The organism is Bradyrhizobium cosmicum (genome assembly GCF_007290395.2).
GTDB lineage: Bacteria > Pseudomonadota > Alphaproteobacteria > Rhizobiales > Xanthobacteraceae > Bradyrhizobium > Bradyrhizobium cosmicum.
Genome location: NZ_CP041656.2, coordinates 553,656 through 580,340, shown reverse-complemented (window position 1 = coordinate 580,340; position 26,685 = coordinate 553,656). Strand labels below are relative to the sequence as shown.

Genomic DNA, 26,685 nt, shown 5'->3' with positions numbered 1-26,685 from the left:
GCGCGGCGGAGGTTATGAAGGTCACGCGACCGTGTACAGGTGCGTTTCTGCATGGCGCGTTGGCGGCAGCCGCCAATGCGACGAATCGTCAGCAGCCGGTCCCCCGGCGAAATTCGCGGCGGCTTATTCCGCCGGGCACGCAGCGACGGCGGCCTGCCTGCGGTCGAGCTGGAGGCTCCACAGCGCGAGCGCGAAGCCGATGGCTGTGATGCCGGCCGCAACCAGAGGCAGCGTTGCGAGGCCGAACCCCCGATCGATGGTGACGCCGCCGGCCCAGGCACCGAGCGCGTTGCCAAGATTGAACGCGGCGATGTTGAGGCTGGAGGCGAGCGTGCGGCCGCTCGGGCCGGCGGCTTCGAGCACGCGAAGCTGGAGCGGCGCGACCGTCGCGAAGGCCGCAATGCCGAGCAGCAGGATCAGCGAGACGGCGGCGATCTTGACCGACAACAGGGCGGCGAGACCAAGCAGCACGATGGCGAGCGCCGCGAGCGTGCCGATCAGGGCGCGTGCAAGGCCGCGATCGGCGAGCTTGCCGCCGGCGACATTGCCGATCGCAAGACCTGCGCCGAACACCAGCAGGATCGGCGAGACCGCGGCCTCCGGAAAGCCGGTGAAGCGGGTCAGGATCGGCTGGATGTAGGTGAAGACGACGAACAGGCCGGCGAAACCGAACACGGTCATGGCAAGGCCGAGCAGCACCTGCGGACGGGCGAGCACAGCCACTTCTTCAGCGAGCGAGATCGGCTTGTCGCCGTTGCCGACATGGCCGGGCACGAACGCGGCCACCACGGCAAAGGCGACCACGCCGATCACCGTCACCGCCCAGAACGCCGCGCGCCAGCCGAGCATCAGGCCGAACCATGCGCCGAAGGGCACGCCGAGGAGGGTTGCGACCGTCAGGCCGATGAACATGGTGGCAATGGCGGAGGCCCGCTTGTCCTCCGCGACGAGGCTGGTGGCCACCACCGAGCCGACGCCGAAGAAGGTGCCGTGAGCAAGCGACGTCAGTACGCGCGCGGCCATCAGCAATTCGTAGTTCGGCGCCAGCGCGCAGGCGGCATTGCCCAGCGTGAAGATCGCCATCAGCGCCAGCAGCCCCGTTTTCCGCGGCATCCGCCGCGTCGCCAGGGTCAGCAGGGGGGCGCCGACGAACACGCCGAGTGCATAGCCGGAGATGAGCAGGCCCGCGACCGGCACGGAGACATGCATGTCGGCGGCGACCTGGAGCAGCAGGCCCATGATGATGAACTCGGTGGTGCCGATGCCGAAGGCACCGGCGGTGAGGGCGAGGACGGCGGGAGGCATGCGTGGCTCCAAGGGATGGGACGAGCCACGCAGATAGCCGCGCCGCAGCAAAGCCACTAGAATGTCCGCAATCCAATCATTTGTGACATGAATTCAACATGGCCCGTTTCGACACCAACCGCTCCGCCGAGATGGAAGTCTTCGTCCGTGTCGTCGATCTCGGCGGCTTCACGCAGGCCGCGCGAAAACTGCGCCTGACGCCGTCGGGCGTCAGCAAGCTGATCTCGCGGCTCGAGGCGCGGCTCGGCACGCGGCTGATCAACCGCACCACGCGCAAGCTCACGCTGACGGAGGAAGGCCAGGCCTTCTATCAGCGCGCGGTGCGCATCCTCGCCGAGATGGAGGAAGCCGAACGCGAAGCCGCCTCAGGCGCCACGCCGCGTGGCCGCCTCACCGTGAACAGCAACATCCCCTTCGGCATACTGCATGTGATGCCGCTGATCCCGCGCTTCCTCGAACAGCATCCCGACGTCACGCTCGATCTCGTCCTGACCGACACGTTGATCGACCTGATGCAGGAACGCGCCGATGTCGCCATCCGCGTCGGACCACTGCGTGCCTCACGCCTCGTCGCACGAAAGCTCGGCAGCAGCCGCATGGTCGTGGTCGGCGCGCCGGCTTATCTGGCGCGCTGGGGCACGCCGAAGATACCGGCGGATCTCGCCGATCACCGCGGCATCGGCTGGACCTTTCCGCGCAGTATCCGCGGCTGGCCGTTCAAGCGCGGCGACCATTCCGAGGAAGCCGTGCCGCTCCCGGCCTCACGCGTGAGCGATGGCGAAGCGGCCCGCCGCCTCTGCCTCGGCGGCGTCGGTCTCGCCCGCCTCGCCCTCTTCCACATCGGCCCCGACATCGAGGCCGGCCGCCTCGTGCCTGTGCTGCAAAACTACAATCCCGGCGACCGCGAAGACATCCACGCCGTCTATGTCGGCCACACCGCACCGCTGCCCGCGCGTGTCCGCGCGTTCATCGATTTTCTGGCGGAGCATGTGCGGGTGAGCGATCCGGCACTGAAGCGTGCGGGGGATGGGAGGTGGAGGGTGGTGAAGTGAGGCGGCGCGCTGCGCGCGTCATCTGCCGTCGCTGTCGTTTCCGGCCGCGTTCGCAACGCCAGGTGGCTTCCGCTGTCCGGCCCAGGTGAGTAGCGCGTCGAGTGCCGGGCAAAGCGCCTGCCCCCAATCCGTCAGCGCGTATTCAACCTTGGGGGGCACCTGATGGTGGACGATCCGGCGCACGATGCCGGCCTGCTCCATCTGCCGCAATTGTTGGATCAGCATCTTCTGGGACACCGCCGGGATGGCGCGTTCGAGATCCGAGAAGCGCAGCACCCTGCCACCGAACAGGTGGAAGAGAATGGTCAGCTTCCATCGCCCTTCGAGCAGCTTCAATGCCTGTTCAACGCCTTCAGCTGCTGTTTCGCGGGTGTAGCCGGAAGACTGCTTACCTTCGGGTGAGTACCTTACTTTTTCGTCCGTTCTTGCCATTTGGCAAGTTTAGGACGAGCTCTCATGCCGTGCAACGCCGTCACCGGGACGGCCCACGCGCCATGAAGGGAGTTTCCATGTCCGTCACCTTGCCACAGCCTATTGCCGCCTATTTTGCCGCCGACCGCACGGAGCGCGCCAGCATTGCGGACTGCTTCACCGAGGGCGCCGTCGTGAAAGATGAGGGAAAGACCCACACCGGCCGCGAGGCGATCCGTCGCTGGAAGGCGGAAGCGTCCACCAAATACACCTATAGCAGCGAACCCTTCGCCGTCGTGGAGGACACGGAGAGGACGATCGTGACAAGCCGCGTCACAGGTAACTTCCCCGGCAGTCCGGTCGACCTGCGCTACAGCTTCATTCTTGAAGGCGACAAGATCGCCCACCTGGAGATCGGGGCATGAATTTCGATCTCGAACTGCGCGGCCGTCGTGTTCTCGTCACGGGCGGCACGAAAGGCGTCGGCGCTGCCGTAGTCGAAATCCTGCACCAGGCCGGCGCGCTCGTCGTGACGACGGCGCGCTCCGTCCCGGCGACGTCTGCGCCCGGCGTCAGCTACATTGCCGCAGATCTGACCACAGGCGAAGGCTGTGCGCTTGTCGCCAAAGGCGTTCTCGATCTGCTCGGTGGCATCGATATCGTCGTCAACGTCGTCGGCGGTTCGAGCACGCCGGCAGGTGGTTTTGCCGTCATTGACGACGATGCATGGGAGCGAGAGATAAATCTCAACCTCATGCCGGCGGTTCGGCTCGATCGCGCGCTGCTGCCAACGATGATCGCGCAAGGCTCCGGTGTCATCATCCATGTGACATCGATCCAACATCAGCTGCCGCTTCCGCAATCGACGACCGCGTATGCGGCCGCGAAGGCGGCACTCTCCACCTACAGCAAGAGTCTCTCGAAGGAGGTGACTCCAAAGGGAGTCCGCGTCGTTCGCGTTTCGCCAGGCTGGGTCGAGACCGAAGCTGCCGTCCATTTCGTTGAGCGTCTCGCCGCAGAGGCCGGCACGGACTACGAAAGCGGCAAAGCGATGGTCATGCAGGGGCTCGGCGGCATCCCGCTCGGTCGACCGGCGAGCCCGCGCGAGGTTGCCAACCTCATCGCGTTCCTCGCGTCGCCACGTGCCAGCGCCATCACGGGCACCGAATATGTCATTGATGGTGGAACGGTGCCGACGGCCTGAAAGATCGAGGCTGGGAAGCATGATGGCGGAGGGAGAGAATCTCGAAAGAAACTTGCTCGACTGCTGGGCCAGGATCTCTCGCAGACCGAGCCGAAAACCCCGAAAACCTACTCGCGCAGCTTTTGGGGCAGCTCGATAGCCCTCGGGTGGAATTGGGCCTAGCTCGAACTAACCCTTTCGGCGAAGCGCATTCTGCAGGAAATCAATGAACACACCGACACGTGGAGGCAGGGTTCGCCCAACCGGATAAACGATCGATATCGACCTCGTCCACAACCCATTCAGGCAGAACCTCGACCAGCGACCCGTTGGCCAATTCATCCTGGGCCAGGATACGGGGGACCTGCCCGATCCCTGCACCCGCATCGGCCGAAAGCTTGATAACTGCAGGGTCGATCGACAGCAGTCGTGGCGCTGCCGTGACCATGCGCAGCGTCTTTCCGCGGGGCAGTGTGACGGCGGAGGCGGAACGCGGGTTTCCTATGAAAAGCCTCGCATTCAGTGGCGGCTTGGCCATGTTCGGCCAGATAGCCCGGGCTAGCGCACAGCGCGAGCGGATTGCCCATCAGGCTACGTGCGACATCCTATCTGGCGAAGGCCCGATCCGCATGGCCAGATCATAGCCCTGCTCAACCAGATCGACATCCTGCGAGGGTGCCCAGGAAGCATCCAGTCAACTCGGTGCCGCCAAGTCGACGACCGAGCAGCCAACCTTGGAGGAGATCGCTACCCACAGACCTGACGGGCTCCGCCTACGAACTCACGGATCCGATCTTCCTTGCTCGCTACCAGACCTCGCACCTCTATGCGAACCGGTTTTCACAAGGACGCGCCTTCATCGCGGGCGACGCGGCACATGTTCACGTGCCCATAGGCGGCCAGAGCATGAGCACGGGCATACAGGGCGCCTTCAATAGTGGCCGGAAGCTTGCTGGGCGTGGCCAAGGCGAGAATGGCTGCCGCCATGCTGCAAACCTACCACGACGAGCGGCGCCGATGGCAGAAGGCCTGATCCGCGGCACCGACTTCGCTTATCCTGGCGCCCAGCGAGGTACGCCAGCATGCCGATCGGTTGTTTGGGCCCCACAAATGCGCGTCAAGACCGGACGTCCGAAATGTGCCGGAGAAGTTTGCTCGCGGGGAACCGAGCACGCGAGCAGAAGCACAGCAAGAAACGTACAATTAGACGAAAATACCAGATTGACAACGCGTGATCGCACGTTTTATACCAAGATCACACGTCGGATGAGCCGATGTTGAGGGGCCCGCAAGGGCCCCTCGCTTCTTACCTGCAGTTGGTACGACCTAGGAAATCAGCCGACTGCGAAATTTGAGGATAACTCCAATGGGAACCCTTATCAAGACCGTGCTCCTCGGCAAGCAAGCCGGGAAGGTGGTATTTACTGGCTCCATGCCGGCCAGCGAGCACGTGAATCTGCTTCGCGCTAAGGAGATGATTGTTAACCCCAACGCGCAGCGCTCGCTGGGGAAGGCCGGTCCGGGCAAGGAAACGACCTCGGACCTGATCGACAACGACAAGATCCTCAAGACGGATCGCGCGGTGAACTTCATCAAGTTCGTCAACCGCGTGATGGACAACGTTGATAGGGCGGTCGTGAACGAAGGCTTCTTCGGTTCGGTGTCGTTCGTCCTACCGGCGTCCTTCACCAAGGCCAAGTTCGACATGAAATTGGCGGAAGACACCGTCGTCGGGACGCTCACGGCCAAGGCTGACATGGGCGAAAGCTTCATCAACATCGCTGACGGCCAAGGGCGCATCGTCGGCTTCCACGCGATGGAACGCGAACTTGTGCTCAAGATCAATCGCCTGAAGGAAGCGATCAAGCGTATCGAGAAGAAGGCGCAATCGGCTGCGGAGGAGAAGAATGAGTTGGCTGAAGCTGAGGCTGCGCTCGCACGGGTGCGTCACTTCCTGTCCCACAATGATCTGCCGTTCGTCCTCTATGCCCACAAGGTTGAGACCAACGGCACGGTGGTGGGATTGAACGAGGACGCCGAGAAGCGTTGTTACATTGAGGGCAATGCGCTCAACTCGCAGGCTAGCAAAGAAGACGTGATCAAGTACGAGCAGTTCTCGCCCATCATTGTCGACCTTCACGCATTCCGCGACGATCTGGACTGGATGTCCGCCGACATGATCGAGGAAGACAGCAAGTCCATCGGGTCCACCAGCCCCAAGATCTTCACGCTCTCGGCCCTCGTTCAGGCCTATAGCTGGGGTATCGTCAACGACAACAAGCCACTGAAGAATCTTGATCTTCAGTTGCGCGAGACGGTGGAAAAGCGCAAGGGCTTCTGCCATGCCTTCTGGCGCAAGGTCACCGACCTCTTCGAACCAATCTGGACGGATTCGGTCGACGGCGAACTCAGTGACCGCATCGATTACCTCAAGAAGTCGCGCCAGAACGAGAAGAACGTCCTCTTTCAGGCGATCTTCCTCCAGGCCCTGGGGCGCCTCTGTTACGTCATGGGCAAACAGGCGGGATGGGATGAGGAATCCCCCCTCCTCATGAAGCTCAATCAGTTGAGCCCGTCGTTGGTCGACTATCGTGCTGCGAAGAAGCACCATTTCGACGCCGACGGCGAATTGGTGGTCGACGAGTGGAACGAGGAATGGCGCAACGCCATGATGAAGCAGTCGGTCGATAAGACCACCGGCGAGGTGAAGGGGTATTCCTTCAACAACGCCACGGAGAACATCAGCGCGACGCGGCATCTGCTGTCCAAGAAGATCGGCCTTTCGGACGTCGAGGTCCCTGACCAAGCAGATCTGGCCGAGGCTGCTTAAGCGCGCACATACACACCATGCTGCACCCCCGCCCCAGTGGCGGGGGTTTTTGTATCCGCACAAAATAGTTTATTCGTAAGCATTCGGTGAGAACCGCGGCAGGACCACTCAGGCGGCCTGATCGACGCGCCGCCAATTCCACGGAAGGAGTTCGTCGAGCCGGTGGGCGGGATGCTCTGCGATGCGGTCCAGAACGTCAGTCAGCCAGGCTTGCAGGTCGATGTCATTCATCTTGGCGGTGACGATCAGGCTGTACATCAGCGCGGCGCGGTCGCCGCCGCGGTCGGAGCCGCAGAACAGCGAGGACTTCCTACCGAGCGCGCGATGCCGCGCAGCGCCCTCTGCCGGTTGTTGGATAGACAGATACGGCCGTCGTCGAGGAAGCGGGTGAACGCGCTCAACGCTTGAGCATGTAATCCATCGCCTTGGCGACGTCGTTGCCGGTGGACCCAGCAAGCGGCTTCCAGGATTGGACCCACATTGCGGCCGGCCTCGTAAAGTCTGCCATAGCCGCCATAGGCGTCGGCTTGGAAGATCCCGCTGTAGCTCGCCAGATGCGGCTGCGGATGCTCTCCAGCGCGATCGCGCGAGTAGTAGAACACAGCCCCGGGCGGCGCCTGTCCGCCGAACGGCTTGTCGTCCCGGACATAGCCCCAGATCCGGCCAGTCGAGGTCTTGCCCTTGGCTAGAACCGGCACCGTGGTGTCGACGCCGTGCAAGCGGTCGGCGGCGAGCACATGGACTTCGAGGCGATTGAACAGCGGCATCAGCGCGAGCGTGCAACCGCCGACCTGGCCGGCAAGCGTCGACAGGCTGACCGGCACACCTTCCCGGGCTTAGCGCTCGGCATGCCGGTTCAGCGGCCGGTGCTGGCCGAACTTCTCGAACAGCACCATCGCCCGGAAGCTCGGGCCGGCCAGCCGCGGGCGATGACGTGGAACGGCGGCGGCGCCTGGCTAATCTTCTCGCAGTCACGGCAGGTGAACCTCTCCCGGACGTGCTGGACCACCTTCCAGGATTTCGGGATCACCTCCAGTGTCTCGGTGATGTCCTTGCCGAGCTTGGCAGCCGCGAACCGCTGCACCAGGCGCATCAGGTCGGCCCGGATACGATCACGCGCTCGCGGGGCAGATGATCCGGCAATGGTTTGCGGGATGGGCGCTGGCGGGTGAACGACGCCACGGTCGTGGTGTTCGTGATCCTGGCCGCGGCCATCTCGGCAGCCAATACGTCCTCAGTCGCTGAGGCCTCGAGTTCCTCTAGCGTCAGTTCGAGTTGATCCAGCGGCCTTGCGGTACGTTCCGAGCGAGGGCCATGACGATCACGGTTTAGCTTTTTGATCTGCTGCTTCAGGTGGGCGATCAACGCATGGTCGTCAGACTGTTGGGCGCGAACGATTGCGAATTCGGCGCGCGTTGCCAGCAACGCCGCCTGCAGCGCCTCAACATCTTCCGGCAGCGTCTCGGGACCGTCACTACCCGCAGCGAACAACCGCCGCCACGTCAGCAGCAACGACCGCGATATCCCGTGCCGCCGCGCCGTCGACGAAATCGCCCGCGGCGCGTGCACGCCTTCCAGCACGATCTTCAGTTTCTCGTCGCGAATGATCTCATCAATCAACTGCAGCATGGCCTGTCTACAGAGGCGCTCAAATCCGCTGTCCAACTTACCGAACAACTTAAACCTTCTGCCGGCTGAGTCGACCAGTAGAATAGGATGTATAGACTCATTCTACGATACCGGAGGCCACTCGATAGAGAACGATCGCCGTCAGATGTCGCTAGGCTTCATCGATCAGCTCAATACGGAATCTATTGAAACGAACACCCAGGCGTCGCACCATCACACCTTCGTCGTATGGTTTAAAAAATTCTGGACAGACCCACTCGCTTTCAATCATACGTTGGCAACACGAATTGGAGGCAACTCGCTTCTCCAGCTATGAGTAGGCAATGCCGGAACCAAGTTCCTTAGGTCGTCAAATTGAAACCGCGTTGAGTTCCGTCTACGCAACCGACAAAGCAGGACACAGCCAGTATGTTCTGCGATACCGAACGCCAACGAGAATCCCCTTCGCAATTAATAGAACACCACAAAGCGCGACGAGGTTTTGGTTTCCGGCGATTGATCGCCTAAGGGTGGCGTTGGAGCAAAAGGGTTTTGCATGCCATCAAAGCGAGCCTCGATCTGACTCGCAGCATGGTACGGGCCGAAATAGCAATCTCGATGTAATTCCCGAGTTCAAAGGAAAGTCGGTCCTGTGGACGAGTGTCAAGACGGCAAGTCAAGCAATCGAGGCAGCGTCCTGCCTTCGATAATTGCGCCGCATCTCGATTAACTGATGCGTTGTTATGACATAAATCGGCCATTGACCGACCAACGCCACTCGGAATGACCAAAACCAGGGAATTCACCCGCCAAGAACTTTACGACCTCGTCTGGACAACCCCTCTCGTGAAACTCGCCAAGGAGTTTGGGCTGTCCGACGTCGGCTTGCGAAAAACCTGTGTCCGCCATCAGGTACCCACTCCGCCGCTCGGCTATTGGGCCAAGCTCAGTTTTGGCAAGCCGGCTAAAAAGACGCCTCTGTTGCCGCCCAGTCCGGGCGTGTCCGACCGCGTCCTCGTCTCTGTATTTGTGCGTCCGGTTCCCCCTAAGGAAGTCATAGAGGCTGCCGCAAGGGCTCACGAGCGGATATCGACCCCCATTGTTGTGCCGGACGAGAGCCCCACCCGCCTGCACCCGACTGCCAAAGCGCTCAGGCAGGCACTCCGTTCGGCAAGGCCAGATGATGAGGGTTTTCTGCGGGTTGGTGGCCCGGGCCTTCTGGTCGCCTCCCTAGGGGCGGTCAACCGCGAACGGGCCTGGCTAATTGTCGATACGCTGCTAAAGGCCGTGGAAGCTGCTGGCCAGCAGATTAAGGCGACCGACACCGGGCTTGTTGCGATCGTTGATGGCGAAACCCTGTCACTGCGGCTTGGCGAGACAAAGGAGAAGACAGCACATCAGCCGACCCTGGCCGAACTCAAGGCTAAGGCAAACTGGGAAGAACAACACCGCAAATGGCCGTCACTGTATAATCTCGACCGACGGCATTGGCGCAACTGGGACTATCAACCCTCCGGTCGGTTGTCGCTGACCCTGACGGACCCGCTTAGAACGCAATGGCAGGACGACTACGTGCTGGCTCGGTGGAGCGACAGAAAGGCGAGCAAACTCGAGGCCCACCTGGAGGACGTTCTGGTCGCGATGCTGACGGGCGCTGCAACGGCGCGACATAACCGGCTTGCCGCGGAAGCCGAAAAGCGCCGGAGAGAGGAAACTCACCAGGCTTACCTCAAAGAACAAGAACGACGGAGATACGAAGCTCAGCTTGATGCCTTCATTGAAGCCAAGGCGGATGAGTTGATCAGGCTGCAGAAGATTGTTGCGTTCAGAGACCATCTTTCGTGGGAGCCAGGCACCCCATGTTCGCCTGCGGAAGAGGGAATCCTTCGCGCCACAAACGACCTCATCAGCCGCCTACAACATGGCTTATCCGCTGAGGCGCTCAAACGAGCAGTCAAGCTGTATAACTAGCTCGGCTGGTCTGCGACCGTCGCCCGCGTATTGCGACGCAGCAAGCGTTGCGGGTGCTTTGCCTTGTGAGTAGGGCGCAAGAACGTTCGAATGGACATTTAGTCGGTCTTGTTTGCGATCGCAGGTTGTGACAGCCTGCAGGCGTCATCGGGAACAAATTGCCATTTCTGACTTCGGTGTGACGTTTCAATAATGCACTCACCTTTTCTGCTGGAGCGCGCTCCCGTCTACTGCCTTCGTAAATTAGGCTGAGTGCGCTTGAATAGTTTAAGCTGGCATATACGAGCGATTGACCGCTGCTACAGAGCCCTCAAAGCAGCAACCTCTTCGGCTGACCGGCTTGCGCTGATGCGCTCACTAGTGCGACTGCAACACGGCAGGCTCAGCCTCCGCGAGTCCGGAATAGAACTCACGTCTGACGAGGTTGGTCTTCTCGCCCGCTTCGGACTTGCGCTCACAGGCAACCATGATGCGCTTCGTCTAATACCAGACCAAGAGATTGTTGCAGGTCTGGAGCAGGCACTTGAACTGGACACCAGCAACAGAAGGGTCTTCGAGCCCGCCGTCGCCGACGCCGTTTTGTTGAGGCTGACGCCGCATATCAGGTACCAAAGCGAAGCCCAAAAGGCGGCGGTGCGAGCGCTCTTGACACAGCCGTCCGGCAGCGGACTCCTGGTCAGCATGCCGACCGGATCAGGTAAGAGCCTACTATTCCAATTGGCTGCCCTGTTCGAACGGCGTCGGGCCGCGGGGGCGTGTGTGCTCGTCATCACACCGACCATTGCGCTCGCACTCGACCACGCCCGCACACTTCGGAACTTTCCCGGACTTGAAGCAAGCCGGGCTCTCACGGGTGATACGCCGGTTCAGGAGAAGAATTTAATCATCGACGCGTTTAGACGCGGCGAGATTCCCATCCTTCTGCTCTCGCCTGAGAAGGCTCTCAGCTCAGAGTTATTGCCGCACCTCTGCGAGGCTGCTCGTCCAGACTCTGTGTTGTTCGGCCTCGATGCCAGGCTGACGCACTTATTCGTGGACGAGGCGCATATCATAGAAAGTTGGGGCCGAAGTTTCCGGCCAGACTTTCAGCGTCTTCCTGCATTGCTCGTTGAGCTCCGTAATGCCAATCCCAACATACGGACTGTCCTGCTTTCCGCAACAATTCCGCCAACGGCACGCGACGTGATCTGCAAGACCTGGAGGCTCAACGGCGAATGGCTCGAAGTGGACGCTAGGACGCCTCGCTATGAGCATGATGTCGTGGTAGCATCGTTTGATTGGCCGTCAGACCGAGACAAGGCTTTCGAGTACGTCCTGGACCGGATTCCGCGGCCAGCGATCGTTTATACGACACAGGTCGCACACGCGAACATGCTTTTCGCACGCCTGACCCAAGATCTTAGATATGCCCGCGTCGCAGTTTTTACCGGCGACACCCCACCCGCCGAACGTCAATCCATTATAGATGGCTGGGCTGCGGACAACTATGACGTAGTCGTAGCCACCTCGGCCTTCGGTCTAGGAATCGACAAGCAGGACGTTCGATCGGTCGTTCATGTCTGCTTGCCCGAAAGCGCGGCACGTTGGTACCAAGAGATCGGTCGCGCCGCACGGGATGGCGGGCAAGGCACCGCAATATGCTTATTCACAAAGGGAGTTCGCGACCGAGATAGCGATGTCTCCCAAGCATTCGGACTTGCGACAAGTGGCTGGCTCACGCGTGAACTCGCCGAAAGCCGCTGGTCTGCACTGGTCTTCGGGGCTACAGGCAAGCATTGGGAAGCAGGACACGAAATCATGTCCGTGAATCTCAATTCCTTGCGCGAAGGTCTCCCGCGTCAGCTCACAGACTATAACCGCGGCTGGAATATGGCTCTTCTCACCTTGATGCAACGCGCCGGCGTCATTCGAGTCCGAACCGTTTCGATCATTCGCGATCAACCCGGATCGACCTGGGATCTGGAGGTATTGGATCGAAGAATTGTCAGTACGACAGACCCCGTCGCCTGGGACCACGTCTTCGAAGTTCGCGAGGAGGAGAAAGCTGCAGCGAGAGAAACGCTGAAGCCATTTGTAGGCGCGATGCTAAATCCGCAGCGAGAATGCATTGCCCGTTCCGCCTTCGAACTTATAGAGCCCGAAGCAGCAGTCCCACCCTGCGGTCGCTGTCAAGCCTGCCGGACCATTGGGCATAGACCGCCGGGTATCCTGCCGTGCACTGGACTCGAGACCGCATGGCCTATTTCTCCTGATTGCGTCTCACCACTTCCCAAAGAGATCCTCATCATCGCACCGGACGACCCCGCATTAGGCCGGCATTTCCCGAAGCTCCTGACGCGACTATCACATGCCGGAGCTGAGCAATTCATCTTGTCGTCCGAATTGGCTCTGCAAGCCGCACGCACGCTCTGTGCTTGCTCGGAGTTCGGGTTGGTCCTAGAGGCTGAAAACATTGGGTCACAAACGAAATTCGCAGCTGTTCCCACAGCTGTCGTGCTTCCAGACGACCCGGCATTGGCAAGCTTTCTGATTGGCCGGCTCAATGAATTCCGCTCCATTTCGCCCAACATTCCGATTGTTGTTGTTGCGGAACCTCACCGGATGCTGGGCGGACGACGTCTGGATCAAACGCTATCAACGTCCGCGCCGATACACGAACAGATGCTCGACACTTTGACCAAAAGGCTGAATTGAATGAGTGTACTTGCCCGACCACAAGGCTCGCCCGAGAGAGTCTGGTCACTGGTCGCAGGTCTCGCTGCGCTGGGTGGACGCACAGACCGCACCACATTCGAATCTTTAATCAACCCCGGCTACAATAAGGCCGGCGTTATGACGAAGACCAAGGCAGAGTTGGCACGAGACACCCTCGGGGCAGCATCAAGTCTAGGATTGGTCGAATACAACAACGTTGAAGCTTTTCTTCGAGTAGACGTTGGGTCCGTCGATCAACTGGCTGATCATCTACATCATCACCTCACGCATTTGTCAGACGAGGACACCAACTCGGTTCTATTGGAAGCCTATTCTTGGGTGGCCGTGGAGAGTGATAGGCACGGAAACCTGAGCTGGATCTATGAACTGGACCGAAAAACATTTGCCGATCAAGCGAACTCTGCTCTCGTTGGCGAGGACGAGGATGGTCGCCCAATGAATGAAACAAAGCTTGCCCCATGGCGACGATGGCTCACCTTTATAGGACTGGAGATGCCACTCCCGCTTCCGGGAAATCCAAGCTTTCCGTCCCCCGTACGCCGCCTTTTGAAGGAAATTCGGCTTGCCGGATTGCCAATTGGCGAAGAGGTCGCAGGACAGGAATTTCTATCGATCATAGCAAATTGCGCTCCCTATCTCGATGGGGGCCGCCTCTTTCTTCAGGCTTGCGATAGAATGAGTCATTCGCTTAAGCCGAGCACTTTGTCTCCCGTACTAAGCGCTGCGCTGTGGGATCTGCACGACGATGGCGCGATCACATTGCGTCCGCGAGGCGACTCAACAAACGCAGTGAAACTGACTGGAGACGCCTCGCACAAGATACAGAACTTCAGCCTCGTCGTATTGAACGCGGAGGAGAAGGCCGCGTGAATAGCCCTGTTTCAGCCTGTTGGACTAGAGATCAAGCCAAGTCTGTTTTCGTCACTGAGGCACTCGAAGGGGGGGATGCAATCTTCCTCGCAACCCATACGCCCATTCAAGGTTTCGACAGGGGTGGTCGAGATGCAGGTGAGATCGATGGGGACAACGAGCATGCCATTCTTAAGGCTCTCGCGGACCCCAATCGCCGACACGCATTTTGTGTAGTCCAGGGCGAGCCTGGATCCGGCAAGTCGCATTTGGTGCGCTGGCTCTCCGTCAACTGGTCGGTCGACACTGATATTAAGCTTCTACTTCGGCGCGCCGACGGGAGCCTTGAAGGCGCTCTCCGTCAACTGAAGGACCGCTTGCCGGCCGAGTTCGGAAAGCTATTTGACAATATCGGTCAACGACAAAGGGCCAACTTGGGAGGACGAGCAAACGTGTTTGCGGCCACGCTCGCAGCAACTCTGGAGCCAACCCATTTTGAGAAACCAATAGGGGACGAGAAGTGGTGCGCGGATTTTGCGCCCGGCGATATCTTGGCCAATCCAGTCATTCGACGCACTTGGAAGGGCCCGTCCCGAATTCTTAATCTCCTGGAGGGCGCCGGAGGGGAGAGAAATAGCGCCACCGCATCATTTGACCTTTACGACATTGAGGACCTAGCCAATGCATGCGATCGACTCACGGCCGGCGCACTTAGCTATCGCTCTCAGCAACTGGTAAGCCGCCTGCAACGAGAAGCCGAAACAATCCAACGGTACCGGGAGCAGCAGTGGCGCGCCGATGAACTGGCCATTGAAGTGGCAACGTTTGTGCCAAATAGCGTTGCCCTGATCAAGGCTTTGAATGACCGCCGCAATGAGGCGATTCGAAATGTACTGGGCGTCTCGGCAGACAGCCTCAAGACACTCTTCCGCAGCGTCCGGGAGGCGTTGGGAGGTCGCGGTCAACGACTGGTCCTCCTATTGGAGGACATCACTAGTTGGGAGGGCCTTGATGACAGCCTACTCGATGTCCTTGTCGACAACGCCGAGGCGCATGGAGGAGACAGTCAAAAGGCGATCTGCCCGATCATCTCGATCGTTGGCGTCACTCCCGATTTCTATGACAAACTGCCAGGAAATATCCGGCAGCGCATCACCCACGAAATCAAGTTGGGAACAGCAAATGGCGGGCTTCAAGATGTGGCGACGCTCCGCGATCCTCGAAATCGACGAGTGTTTATGGCGCGCTACTTGGCTTCAGTCCGCGTTAGCCTGTCAGCTTTGGAACAGTGGCGCGACGAGTTTCGACGCAAACCTAGTTTGCCACCGCCCAACGCTTGTACGGGATGCGAGAGAAAGGAGCAGTGCTTTCAAGTGTTCGGAGACGAAGACGGCATCGGGCTATTCCCCTTTACCGCTCATGCCCTCGATCGCTTTTTCGATGGCTTGAAGGAAAATGATAACGGACAGACCTGGCGTACACCGCGAGGCATTCTCCAAGGAATCCTGAACGTCAATCTCAATCAACCGGAAGCGTTGAGTGAATCCCGCTTTCCTGATCCCCTGATCGAGCGAAGCGCAATACGGGAAGATCGGCGCTCGGACAGAGTAATTTCAAACCGATTGGACCGACTTATTGTAAACAGGATCGAGGATGCCGGCGAACAAGCTCGAATGCGTCGGTTTCTAGCGTATTGGGGAAACCCGGCTCGCGCCGATACAATTGAAGTGGACGGAGAGTTGGCTTTGGCCGGCGCAAAGCGTCGTCTCTTCGAAGCCTTTGCCTTACCCTGGATTGGCGATGAGACGGCAGACAATGGGAAAGCCGCCTACAAACCGCTCGACCCACCCAACGAGCAGCCCGCACCTGTTGTACCTGATGAACAAGAGGATGAAACGATCGAACCCAACATCGACTCCGGCCTCACTCGTAGTCCACAATTACCCGCGAGACCTCGTCCCTCCGTCGCCCCTCCGAAGCCGAGGCGCTTAACGAGTACTCGAACGGAACTCGAAAGACATCAGCACGAATTACGAAACTGGTCGAGCGGCGAAGGAATTGAGAATCCAAGTGCGTGGAACAAGATTTTGTTCGAACTACTCCAACATGTAGACTCGCGAAGGTTTGGCATTCAACCGTATCTGTTCGAACGACTCGTGACGCAGGATATGGTTAAGCTACAGGGTAGTACGGCGGGATCCCGGCAGTATCTCGTCGTCGACGCGGAGCCTTGGGTGAGGGACGGCCTCGAAGGCTATCTTTCGCTCAAACTTGATCGAGGTCTCTCGGCGCAAGAGGCAGATTTCCATCGTCGCAATCTATTAAGAATGATGCGGCGCTTCGAAAAGCTGATCGTCTCTTACATCGAGTCGCGTATTCCAACGTTCTCCCCTGGCGAGCGCTGGTCACCCATCGTCAGTATTGCACAGGTACTTGTGGTACGCGCCTGGCTACGGGGAACACTCGCACCTGAAGCATCAACTCTTGAACATCTAAGGGCAATCCTTAGCGATGAGCCGGACCCAACGAGTGACCCGAAGTCGAGGTCTGCACCGTGGCAAGACTGGCTTAGCACTACGGACAAATGGCATGATCGCCTCAGAAGTGAGCTCAGAGGCCTAGTCACTTTGTCAATTGGAGAGGGAAGTAGCGGGCTTATCGATGCGAGCGAAGTCATCGCCGCGATCGAACGCATTAGAGCGACAGGCAAGGTAGACGCAGTGCCTCAGGAAGAGGGCAACATGCCTGATATTTTGGAGCAGGCATACGAATTAACGTCCGCCTGGAAAGACAAGTGGGTCAACGTTTACAGGATTGAAGCATCAACACTAGAGGGACGGGTCAAGTCCTTGTTGTCGCGCTTGCGCGGCAACGGAATTGCTCAGCACATGACCCGACTTGATGCGGCGATTACGGCCGTTGCAGACCTATTGCCAGGGGCGGCGTCCGAAGCCGTGGGCAAGTGGAAGGAGACCTACTCCAGATTGAAGAATAGGCTAGAGACGGATGGACGGGCACTCGAAGAATTCATTGTAAGCTTTGAGGACGCCGAACTCGGCCTACCAGAGGGGGCGGCCAAGCGATTCGGTTGGATGGCGCGAGCTCCAGCCAAAGTTCTGTCCGATTTTCTTGAACTGGCCAATATCGGCGAGAAACTGATCGAAGATCTTTATGAGCACGTCAATGACTGTATTCGAGAGGCCAGCGGCACCGCATCTTTGTCAGATGTAAAACGCGCAGGCCTTGCTCTGAAGGCCGCGACGGGGGACGGAGACACCTAGGCATGTCTGATAAGCTATTGGAGCTAGAGATCCTCCTTAAGCAACTTCCAGGGGCCGTGGAGCGTCGGCGTCTTGGCGACCGGTTGAGACAAGCCGTAGACGTGCTCAGGGATTCCGACTACCGGGTCAATCGAACAAGGGCCGTGCTTGAATTGGCCCATCTAACTGAGTTTCAGCAGAGTAGCCCGCAAGGCGATGTGATCGATAAGCTCAAGGAGGAGGCGTGGGAAGTCGGTGATGCGCTACAAAACGCAACAACAGAAGATGAACTAAAGAATGCGGTTTATGACTACGACCGCGTATTAAAACCAGCCCTCGCCTCGGCTGATAAAGCTGTGAGGATTCATTGGAGCAGGGTTGTGGATGAGAGATTCCGTCCCATCGAGCTCTTAGGTGAATTGCTTGAACGTATTGGGATCGCGGGAAACCTCGGACAACAGTTGCGGGACTGCGCAAGGCGTGGATTGGCCTCGACCAACAACTCTCAACTGACAGATATCGTCGCCAACGCCAAAAATCTGCTTGCAGAACTGTCTGTGCTACAAAAGCGGAGAGCTGAGGCGATAGGGAACGGAAATGTGGGGACGTTTGTGAATGCCCTAGCGGAAGGCAGGGCCACCCTTGAATTGATCACCCCTGACGTCCGCGAATGGCTTGAAATGAACAACGCGCTCGATCGCTTGGGTGTCACACCGCGGTAGCGAAAAAGCGCTGGAGCACGTTACGACTTACGCTTGCGGTGGAGAGGGAATCGCTCATCAAATCGTTTGGCTGATGGACGCATCCTCGGCATCCATCGAGGCAAAGAGGCGAGACGAGACGATAAGCTTGCTCCGCGAGCCGGGCATCAGGCGACAGCGATTCGTCGTTATTTGCGTCGATCGTCTCGTAGGCTCGATAGAGCTTGTGTAATACGCCCGATGTGTATGCTTTGGCCGAGGTCACAGCAGCGGTTGCCAACTCCCAGTCGAGAACTCGCCTTCCAGCGGCCCGTTCAGAACTACGTTTGACGTTCTCGAGACTTTGAGCAATCTCGTACAGTGAAAATGACTCTGCCTCGACCGATTCGGAGTCAAACAGTATTCGCAAGATTTGTGCCGGAATGGGTCTATCTGGATCATTCGGCGTTAGCCTTTGTGCGATCCGGCCGAGCCACCGAGGATCGCGTGGATCCCCGTTGCGCCAAGCGTCGTGTTCCGCATCCAAAGCCCAGAACCGGCTTATTATGGCGTCTTCCTCGGCATTAGCGCAGGTCGTAAGAAACCCTTCAGCGCCCAGCTTTTTCACTTCGTCCCAGCGCTCGATCACGGCTCTGATTGTGCCATCGCCAAGAGACCCGACTTCACAAACTGTGATTGTATCTGAGCTATCGTCACCGAATTGGATGGGCAACTTTGCGTGAGCAAGCAGACGACGTTCGTCCCCTTGACCTACATGGGAAACCAACTCCTTAAGGCGAATAGCCATGCTATTAAGGACCAGACTACGTACGTAGCCGGCCAGAGCTGATTTATCCGCCACTCGTCGCAACATGTTTTGCAATAGTACTTGGAAAGGCCGTCCGACCAATGCCGCTGCAGTCTTCTGAACCCTTGCTCTGGTCATTAATGGGTGTTGCTGCAGTAATTGAGCCCGGGTATCCTCCAGAAGGGCCGCAAACTCACTGTCTGACCAAAAACGAAGCAGATGGTTCAGACGCTTGCGAAGCGCGGGCTCCCCAGCAGCCGCGACAAGTAGATCGGCTCCGCGCTTTGCTTCATAAGCATTCAGACCAAGACCACGAGCACTACTCTCGACAACATAGCGCGTGAACTGCGAAGTACGCCATCGACGCTCTGCTTCGTCATCATTTAGCTGCATCAATTCGCTTGCGACAAACCTGTCGAGTTCACCGCTGTCGACCTGAAACTGTAATCCTTCGGTTTCAACCTTATAGCCATGAAGCAAGGGGCGCTTAGTGCGAGGGCTTACGAATGTTTGGGTGAATGGAATAGGGTCCGCGCCTACCTCGTCCAAACGCACTTCAGCATCAGCCCCCCAGAATACTCGCGCCATTTCTAGTCCTGTGGCACTGGCACTTGCGCCAAAGCCAGCATAGGCGGTAACCGATCGCAGGCCTGACGGCAGGACATCGCGTTCCAAGTCACGTCCCAACTCTTGTGTCAGCTTGATCACAACAAAGCCGCGAAGCTCGCCACGGCTGTCATGCCTTACCGCAACGTCGGTGTCTGGGTTTGCAATTTGCGTTATGCGTCCCTCCTTAAGAGTGATTTCGCCGGTCCAATGTGCTCCGGCCATCCAACCCATCTTCGAGAGCGTGATGCGCGTGGGCCTGCAAAGTTCCGTGTGTAGGCCCGCGAGGAGATCACGAGCATCGGTCGGAAGCTGCTCAAGTAACTCATCCGAATCGGCGGTCAGAGGAATCGGCTCAGCGACCCCATAATCCTCGTCTATGAACCATGGCGCGTTGCCTTGGACAGGAGTTCGCCAGTGCACCGCGGTGGCGCTATATCGTCGCGTTGCATTGCCTGGTGCGACCGTTGGAAACGCCAGGCTGATGTCCTCGCGCTTCCCCCCCGTGACGTCGGGGCCGGATATTTCAAGCGAGGGCAGATTAATGGTGTCGAACAACAAGGTGGGAGCCCATGCGAGCGTCTCGCGCAGTTGACTCAGATACTGTGGAGATGGACCACTTAACCTCACCTTGTTTGCTTCTATCCAGAATTCATAGGCACCTTCGAAGCCCAATTCGCGCCACACGTTGGGTCCAAGAGCCTCTTCAGCGATCTTGCCAGCTTCTGCCAACACAGATCGGGCAGGTTGGGCCAAGTTCTCTTGCTGCCCGCTCTTCGCAGCAATCCAAGCAAGACCATCAAACAATGCCGAAAGGGCCTGCCCCCGGCGTACGAAGGCATTTTCGGGGTTCAAGGGAGCCTGAAAGCCAAGCGGTGAAACCAACTCGTTCGGCCGACGGAAGTACCAGGTGTCCCGAGGCGAATAGATCGATAACGTGACAGCAGTTAACGCGCGATCGTCAATGCTGCGACCGGCGCGCCCCTTCCGCTGGATAAAGCTCGCTAGGTTCTGAGGCGAATAGTGCTGATAAACGAGGGTTATATCGGGATCGTCATAACCGACTTCGAGAGATGACGTCGCAAAAACGACGTCCGAGCCCTTCACCAAGGCCTCCGCGTCTCCGCTTGTACCGGAATATATTGGCGCGCGCGCTACTCTTAGGGGGGTCCCCGGTGGGCGGTAACCGCTAGCGCCGTATTGACGATCGTCGTTGGCTGCAAACCACCAGCATTCGCCATCTCGAAAACGATCGCACCCAACGGGGTCTCGGCAGCATTCGGTCTGAGGCGCACCCTGAGCATCATCTCCGAAGGCTGTGATCCTATATGCCGCGAGGTCTCTGCCCTCCTCCGCATCAATGTATGCGCCATGCAGGCGACGCATCTTGTCAATTGAGTCGAAAAATACGAGCGCTCGATATCCGCCTTCGTCTCCCGTACGCCTGCGCATTCCATGGCCAAGGCACATAAGGCTCTGAATCGTAGTCGACGCACCGGCAATATCCGCTCCGCGTGATTCAACACTCGGCTGAACAAAGAAAAAGTACTCTCTTCCTCTCGGTGAGGGGCGAAGCTCCCCGCCTTCTGGTCGTATAACCGTTACTTCGTCACGCCCAATGAGACGACCCCAGGCTCGCGATGGATTTCCCATTGTCGCGCTCATCCCGATGGCTATGACGTCCCTCTTTAGGGGATCGTTGACCTTTGATCTGGCTGCAACGCGTCGCAAAGCCACACCTACTTGGGCGCCATGAATATGAGTGTAGAGATGTATCTCATCGGCCAATATCGCGCGCGGCGAGGCGAAGTGCGGGTCATCGCCAAAGATTTTGCCCGCGCGAACGTCGTGCATCCATTGGTGCAAGCTATCCGTCGTTGGCAAGAAAAATGCCGGGGGCTGCGAGCGGAGCTTCTCTTTGGATCCTATCCATCCATCAAACCGCCAATCCCCTCGCACGCAAACTAGTTGATCAGCCCCGTCTAAGCCTTCGTCAACTAGCAGATTGAGCGCTTGCCCGCAGTTTGGGCAAGCAAAGAATGGAAATCTAAACGCATCTGTTCCAACCGTAGGCCAAAGTTCTTGATAGCGCGGATGCATGCCCTTGAACGTATCAGGGACATCCTTCACCTGAAGTCCCAAGGTGAGCAAAGGTAGATCAGCTGCATTGGAACAGGCTGCAAGATAGGTCGCTAGGCGTTGTGACTGATTGGCTACCAAGCGGATTCTTGGATAGGCGAGAATAGCACGGGTTCCTCTCACGCCTTTTATGCGATCCGCTAAAGCCCCGGCAATCAGCGGCAAACAAGCCGCCTCGGTTTTTCCTGACCCGGTATCGGCGGCAATTGCAATGGTTGGATTTGCTTCACCTCGCCAAGCAGCAAGACCCAACCTAAGGCCCCGCTCTTGGAATTGCGCAAGGGCGGCCTGCGGACCCCAAATCCTAGTCAATGCGCGTTCCAGGCCATTCAGAGCTGAGCGCTGCTCCGAGTCAGCTTCGTTCGAAGCTCTCTCAAACACCTCGCTAATTGCGAGATCGCGTGCGGGCTTTGTACGGTCCTTGAACTCTACCTTCAGGCCTCGTACGAGGTACGGCCGCCGGCCTGCGTCGTCTGATCGAAACCTCTGCTTAACATGACGAACCTCGCGCGCAATCTCAGCAACTCGGCTGCGGACACGTCCCTCGGAAGCTAACATGAGGTATCCGTTGGCTTCCAAGCGGGCCAGAGCTTCAGTCAGTGGGTCGATCGCACAATTCAAACTTCGTGCGAGTTCGACAACGGAAATCCAGGTTTCGACCACGCCAAAGTTGATCCGGGCCGCTTCAATATCCTCGATCCGGTTAAGTATTTCAAAGTCAGCGTCACCCGGGGGGTCAATCGCTGGGGGAGCGGGCAGGTGGGCCGCTGCGTCTGGCTGCTGAGCCAACGCGATTGTCCGAGATCCTTTGAAGTCACCAAAGATGATGACTTGCTCAGCTTGTAATTGCTTCAAGACCGGCAGGAGCGCGTCCTCTCCCTCTGCCGTCATCCAAGAAAATCTGTCTCGCACGCGGTCGTAGAAGCAGTAGCGGCCCGATTTCGACTCTCGGACAATCACGGCGATCCGACTTCGGACCGAGTCGAGATCGATCGAATAGACCCGCCTGGGCTTATCGAAGGGGGCAGCCGACCAAAAGTATCCATATTGGCTTTTTGGCTGCTGGAGCGAGACCCAGCCAATTTGATGAAGTGAGCGGGCATCGCCAAACACGTCATCTTGCCGCGCAAGTCTCCTTTTGACTGCAGATAAGGGTGCGGAGGCCCTGTTCCTTTGAGCAACAACCTGACGAATTGCTGCAAGCACACCCTCTAGCTGTGGTGTTAGGATAGGGGTTACATCCGGCTTTGGCGAGGCTTGACTGACATCGTCACTGACATCGTCAACCGAGGTTATCTCGCCTGGGAAACCTCGCAAACGAATCTGTACATTAACAAGACGCCCCCCCGGGCCGTCGACTTGTACATCCGCAGCAGCAATACAAGAGAATACAAATTCTCGTAAAGTCTCGGCATTGTCCATCAACTCTTGCTCTGTTGGTACGGCATCCAACAACCTCTTGCTGACGAGCATGATCAGCTTATGTCGGGCGCGGGTAATCGAGACGTTTAGACGCTCTGGCGAGAAGATGAACTCGGCCTCAGCTAAGGCAAACTCTGGATCACCCACGCAATACGAAAGGATGACAACATCTCGCTCCTTACCCTGGATTCGGTCTACCGTCTCAACGAACGCGTCAGGCCTCAAGTCTTCTGGGAGTAAATTTCTGATTAGTGCGTTTTGTGCGCGGTGAGGACTTACGATGGCAGTCAACCTAGACCAAAACTGATCAGGCGATATCTGTTGGCCATTCTTGTCTACTGAACGGGACGCGAGCGCGGTTGCGAATCGAGAGGACAGGGCCGCCTCAAATGCATTGGAGGTCGATGCCGTCGGCCCGTCATGAAGTAGAACGACTACTGGGTACGCAGGATCGAGCGCCAATCGGGTTACGTGATCCAAACCGTCCATCCACCCGTCTCGCAGCACGAGCCTGGACGTGGGGTTAGCTGACACATACCGACCGGGATAGAACTTCTGTTCTGGAAAATCCGCCAGCGGTTGATTGAGCCGGAAGGTCTCTTCGAGAGCGAACTCTCTAGCGGTCGCAGACTTCATGAACGCGTACAGGGAACCTCCCATCTGGCGTCCCCCAACTGCAAGCTCGCGAGCCGCACGTACCGGCGGGAGCTGCTGATCGTCTCCGGAGACGATGACGCGTCCACCGGGGGCTAATCCTCCAAGCGCCATCAACCCCTGCCCAAGAACCATTTGCGATGCTTCATCGATGCAGATCAGGTCGAACAAGGGAGCAGTCGGACCTTCCGCGTCTGGCGCGCGACCAGAATCAAGCAAGCGGTATAGGGACCAAATTGTTGCCCCAATAACAGCGCGACCACTTGCGAGTGCTGCGAACAGATCTGCCTCGTCACCGCGGCCCATGACGTCAACACCCGCGGATAAACCAGCTGCGGGTTCCGAGCCAAAATATATAGGACGGGGAGCATTGGGTTCATGCATTTCCTGCCGGCTTACGACGGCATCAAGCACGTTTCCGATCGCGTTCTTTGTAAAGGCGGTTACAAACGTCCTGGCCGGCAAACCGACGGCGCGTCGGGCTGGCGCGTAGCCAGCCACGAGCCACGAGAGCAAATGGGTCTTACCAGTCCCTGGCGGTCCAAGCACCAATCCAGATCGACATGTTGCAAGACCCCGCCAAGCGGCTTCCTGGGCCGGACGTAATGGCCGGTCTGCCTTTGCAGCAATCCAAGGCAACGCGTAAGATTCCAGACCAGCGAGCCAGACATCAGGATCCTGCACGGATGCCGAAAATCCCAACGGATCGCGCAGAAACTTGACGACATCATCGCGTACCGTCATGCCGCACCCGACTGAGCCAGAAAGCTGATAAAGTTGTCGGCCTTCGCCGTGTTAAGGTCTACGAAGCTCCGGTCAAGAAACCATCCCTCCTCCCCAATCCGCCGCATCATTTCCTGGAATACGGCACTTTCGAAATTGGGCCGAAACACTCGCACCCGCCGCAGGTTTGTGGTGTCGTTCGGCTTGGGATCCAGCAATTCACAGGAGATCTGAGGCCACATTCGCGGCTCGAGCACGTACTCAGGTTCGCCGTTACTAAGAATAAGACCGAATGCACCGGCGGCGATTTCATCATCTAGGGCATCTGGCGGTGCGGATAAGAATATCACTACGCTTCGTGCGTACTTGTATACGTTCAACAGGCGCATGGGCCCGATGGCGCGCCCAGCCTCCCGTCGAACTCGCGTCGGCTGAGCTAGCTTGATCATCGTCTCAAGCAGGCCTGAGCGATTCTCGAGGAGCTCGAAAGCACGAAGCATATCGAGATCCGCTACAGCAAGTGGATCGAATGTGGCCTGCATTCGAAATGGCTGCTTGTTAAGCCGCAACATCGCTCGCTCACCAGCCTGAATCCGCCGGCGGTGCTCTGAGCGAAGCCATTCCGCGGCAGCATGAGTAGCTTGAAGACGCGCAGCCACGTCGGATTCGATTTGATCGATAGTGGGACATCCAGGTCGCCCCTCCCGAAGTGCTCGCGAAACATCGATTGACAAAAGGGAAGAGAACGGACGATGGAAGAGATCGTTGGGGCTGTACGCGTTGCCGATAAACCCATTTCTCTGCAGGGCATCCGACACTTGGCGTAGGTCGTACGAAACCGTTACTGGCAGCGCGAAAAGCTGCTCAATTACAGACCTCAGTGCAGTAGCCGGGAGATGCTGCATCCCGCGAAACTCGGGCTCAGGTACAATCTCGTCAGGCGGAAACAACCGCACCATGTCGAGCAGTCCATGTCGCACTCTCGGATCGTCGAGATGGCGCTTCACTGCATTTTGCAAGCCAACACCTTCTGCAGCCTCGTATACAAATATATGAGAGAAGATTGAAGCTGGGTTGCTCGGTCCGCCAGGCAGGGAGGCATTGTGAGCATCGATCTCACGCAGATCAGAAATCAGCTGGCTGAAGATTTCAACAAGAGCGTTCGCTTCGGCTTTGCGATCGGCGGTTGGTAGCACTTTTATCAATTGGCGCGTGATGTCGCCTCGCACATATAAATAACCCAAGGTAACAAGGCCGTCGTCTACTGGATCCTGATCGGCCGCTAGATACAGCGCTGCGTCCGTTCGAGGCGGCATTAAGAATGTGTGCGATTCCGAACCTGGAGCGACTTTGTCATCGCGCATTGCCTGTGCGCGAGCGATAAGGGTCTCCGCGCGGCGAGATAAGGACCAACCGGCACCGTCCATACGTCCGATGCCTGCACCCATCTCGGCTAATTGGGCAACGGTCTTACCACCCATCGAAATCAGGGTACGCTTGGCCTCGTGGCTCAAGCCTGGAACGGCTGAAACATCACGCAAGTAAGCAGGACGATCGCGGTCCACTGCCTGAATGCAATGGGGCAAGTATGCACACTGCTCGCATTTGAAATAGACGTGAAAGAACGTTTCGTCTTGTCCCGGCCTAACCGGTTTAGACGCGATCTCAGACAGAGTGTTGGCACAAAACTCGCGTACTAACCTCTTGTATGGCTCAATCGCAAAGCTCTCAACCTGCCAACGATCTCCTTCAGCGTCACCATCGTCAGGTATTCGCCAGATTTCGCCCTCGGGATCGATTTCGCCGACGATTGCATTTTCGTTGATCACCGCGTCAAGCAAGAGCGCATAAAAAGCCACTTGCATCTTGTGGAACGCTCTTGCGCTCCGAGTTGCCTTAACATCGATTATTCGAAAGTTTGCCTTACCCCTCACCGTGGTGCGACAGACGAGATCGGCAAAGCTTCGGCGCAGTTCCAGGTTGTTTCCGAGCCAAGCTGGCCGCAGTCGAGGCTTTAACTTTAGTTGGGCCGCGTAGTCCGCGTTGCCTCTCCCGCGCAAGAATTCAGCGGCCAAGCCTTCACGTAGACCTTCCTTATCCCCCTTAGGCGGCCGAAGAACGACCTTCTCTTGAGAGAGGCGCTGAACCACCCGTTCCTCGAAATCGACCCCGAGGATAGCCCATCGGTTCTCTCGGTTGTCCTTCGCTACCGGCACCGCGGCTAGCTCCGCGGGATCCATCGTCTCGTAGCGAGTCTTCCTTTCGCACCTATACTGAAACCAAGACTTAATCGTAGATCCGCTTAACCCACTAGCCATATCCAGGCGTTCCCGCTCACCACTCCAAAACCCGAGAATGCACTGATCGGCGGTACCACGCTAGAGTATTTGCGGATGTACAACTGGAGGGGGCGCTAGGAGATACGATCCAATGCAGTTCTGGCCCGCTCAGTTCGAGAGCGCGCCCGTA

The 26,685-nt window shown here is 58.2% G+C and carries 15 protein-coding genes and 1 pseudogene; 10 read left to right on the top strand and 6 right to left on the bottom strand.

Going from position 1 to position 26,685, the window contains the following annotated elements; all coding sequences use genetic code 11:
• Positions 1–123: 123 nt before the first annotated feature.
• Complete coding sequence (locus tag FNV92_RS02655) at positions 124–1,305, bottom strand: MFS transporter (protein ID WP_168213384.1); 1,182 nt, start codon at positions 1,303–1,305, stop codon at positions 124–126.
• Between the two features lie 98 nt (positions 1,306–1,403).
• Between FNV92_RS02655 and FNV92_RS02650 the strand changes: the two genes are divergently transcribed.
• On the top strand, positions 1,404–2,357 hold the full coding sequence (locus FNV92_RS02650; protein ID WP_143842366.1) for a LysR family transcriptional regulator: 954 nt from the start codon (positions 1,404–1,406) through the stop codon (positions 2,355–2,357).
• Between the two features lie 18 nt (positions 2,358–2,375).
• Here FNV92_RS02650 and FNV92_RS02645 read toward each other — a convergent pair whose 3' ends face one another.
• The gene (locus tag FNV92_RS02645; protein ID WP_143842367.1) at positions 2,376–2,789 is read right to left on the bottom strand and encodes a winged helix-turn-helix transcriptional regulator; all 414 of its coding nucleotides are present in this window, start codon (positions 2,787–2,789) and stop codon (positions 2,376–2,378) included.
• A 77-nt stretch (positions 2,790–2,866) separates the two neighbouring features.
• Here FNV92_RS02645 and FNV92_RS02640 point away from each other — a divergent pair, with 77 nt between their 5' ends.
• Positions 2,867–3,193 (top strand): nuclear transport factor 2 family protein, encoded by a 327-nt coding sequence (locus FNV92_RS02640; RefSeq protein ID WP_143842368.1) that lies wholly within the window; start codon positions 2,867–2,869, stop codon positions 3,191–3,193.
• Positions 3,190–3,972, top strand: coding sequence for an SDR family oxidoreductase (locus tag FNV92_RS02635; protein WP_143842369.1), 783 nt, complete (start codon positions 3,190–3,192; stop codon positions 3,970–3,972). The genes FNV92_RS02640 and FNV92_RS02635 overlap by 4 nt, the downstream gene beginning before the upstream one ends.
• A 202-nt stretch (positions 3,973–4,174) precedes the next feature.
• Here the strand turns inward: FNV92_RS02635 and FNV92_RS02630 are convergent, their stop codons facing one another.
• The gene (locus tag FNV92_RS02630; protein WP_147250256.1) at positions 4,175–4,489 is read right to left on the bottom strand and encodes a type 2 periplasmic-binding domain-containing protein; all 315 of its coding nucleotides are present in this window, start codon (positions 4,487–4,489) and stop codon (positions 4,175–4,177) included.
• Positions 4,490–4,626: 137 nt separating this feature from the next.
• Here FNV92_RS02630 and FNV92_RS02625 point away from each other — a divergent pair, with 137 nt between their 5' ends.
• Together FNV92_RS02625 and FNV92_RS02620 are read left to right on the top strand one after the other, a co-directional pair.
• Positions 4,627–5,232 carry an FAD-dependent monooxygenase gene (locus FNV92_RS02625; protein ID WP_334266087.1) on the top strand — a complete coding sequence of 202 codons (606 nt, stop codon included), beginning with the start codon at positions 4,627–4,629 and terminating at the stop codon, positions 5,230–5,232.
• A gap of 85 nt (positions 5,233–5,317) precedes the next feature.
• A complete protein-coding gene (locus FNV92_RS02620; protein ID WP_106949634.1) occupies positions 5,318–6,781 on the top strand; it encodes a DNA sulfur modification protein DndB in 1,464 nt (487 codons plus the stop codon).
• A gap of 108 nt (positions 6,782–6,889) precedes the next feature.
• Here FNV92_RS02620 and tnpC read toward each other — a convergent pair.
• A pseudogene (gene tnpC / locus FNV92_RS02615) lies at positions 6,890–8,410 on the bottom strand (IS66 family transposase).
• A gap of 762 nt (positions 8,411–9,172) precedes the next feature.
• On the opposite strand from tnpC, the gene FNV92_RS02605 reads away from it, so the two are divergent.
• The 5 genes from FNV92_RS02605 to FNV92_RS02585 all read left to right on the top strand — a co-directional run bounded on the left by FNV92_RS02605 (position 9,173) and on the right by FNV92_RS02585 (position 17,906).
• A complete protein-coding gene (locus FNV92_RS02605; protein WP_106949635.1) occupies positions 9,173–10,360 on the top strand; it encodes a hypothetical protein in 1,188 nt (395 codons plus the stop codon).
• 348 nt (positions 10,361–10,708) lie between these two features.
• Positions 10,709–13,054, top strand: coding sequence for a DEAD/DEAH box helicase (locus FNV92_RS02600; protein ID WP_106949636.1), 2,346 nt, complete (start codon positions 10,709–10,711; stop codon positions 13,052–13,054).
• Positions 13,055–13,945 (top strand): hypothetical protein, encoded by an 891-nt coding sequence (locus tag FNV92_RS02595; protein ID WP_143842371.1) that lies wholly within the window; start codon positions 13,055–13,057, stop codon positions 13,943–13,945.
• Positions 13,942–17,205, top strand: coding sequence for a hypothetical protein (locus FNV92_RS02590; RefSeq protein ID WP_143842372.1), 3,264 nt, complete (start codon positions 13,942–13,944; stop codon positions 17,203–17,205). Before FNV92_RS02595 ends, FNV92_RS02590 begins: the two co-directional genes overlap by 4 nt.
• Positions 17,206–17,207: 2 nt before the next feature.
• Positions 17,208–17,906: a hypothetical protein gene (locus FNV92_RS02585; RefSeq protein ID WP_106949639.1), complete on the top strand. Its 699-nt coding sequence runs from the start codon at positions 17,208–17,210 to the stop codon at positions 17,904–17,906.
• Here FNV92_RS02585 and FNV92_RS02580 read toward each other — a convergent pair.
• A complete protein-coding gene (locus FNV92_RS02580; protein ID WP_106949640.1) occupies positions 17,893–24,237 on the bottom strand; it encodes an AAA domain-containing protein in 6,345 nt (2,114 codons plus the stop codon). The two genes, FNV92_RS02585 and FNV92_RS02580, sit on opposite strands and share 14 nt — an antisense overlap.
• Positions 24,234–26,432 (bottom strand): PD-(D/E)XK nuclease family protein, encoded by a 2,199-nt coding sequence (locus FNV92_RS02575; protein WP_143842373.1) that lies wholly within the window; start codon positions 26,430–26,432, stop codon positions 24,234–24,236. Before FNV92_RS02575 ends, FNV92_RS02580 begins: the two co-directional genes overlap by 4 nt.
• Positions 26,433–26,685: the final 253 nt, after the last annotated feature.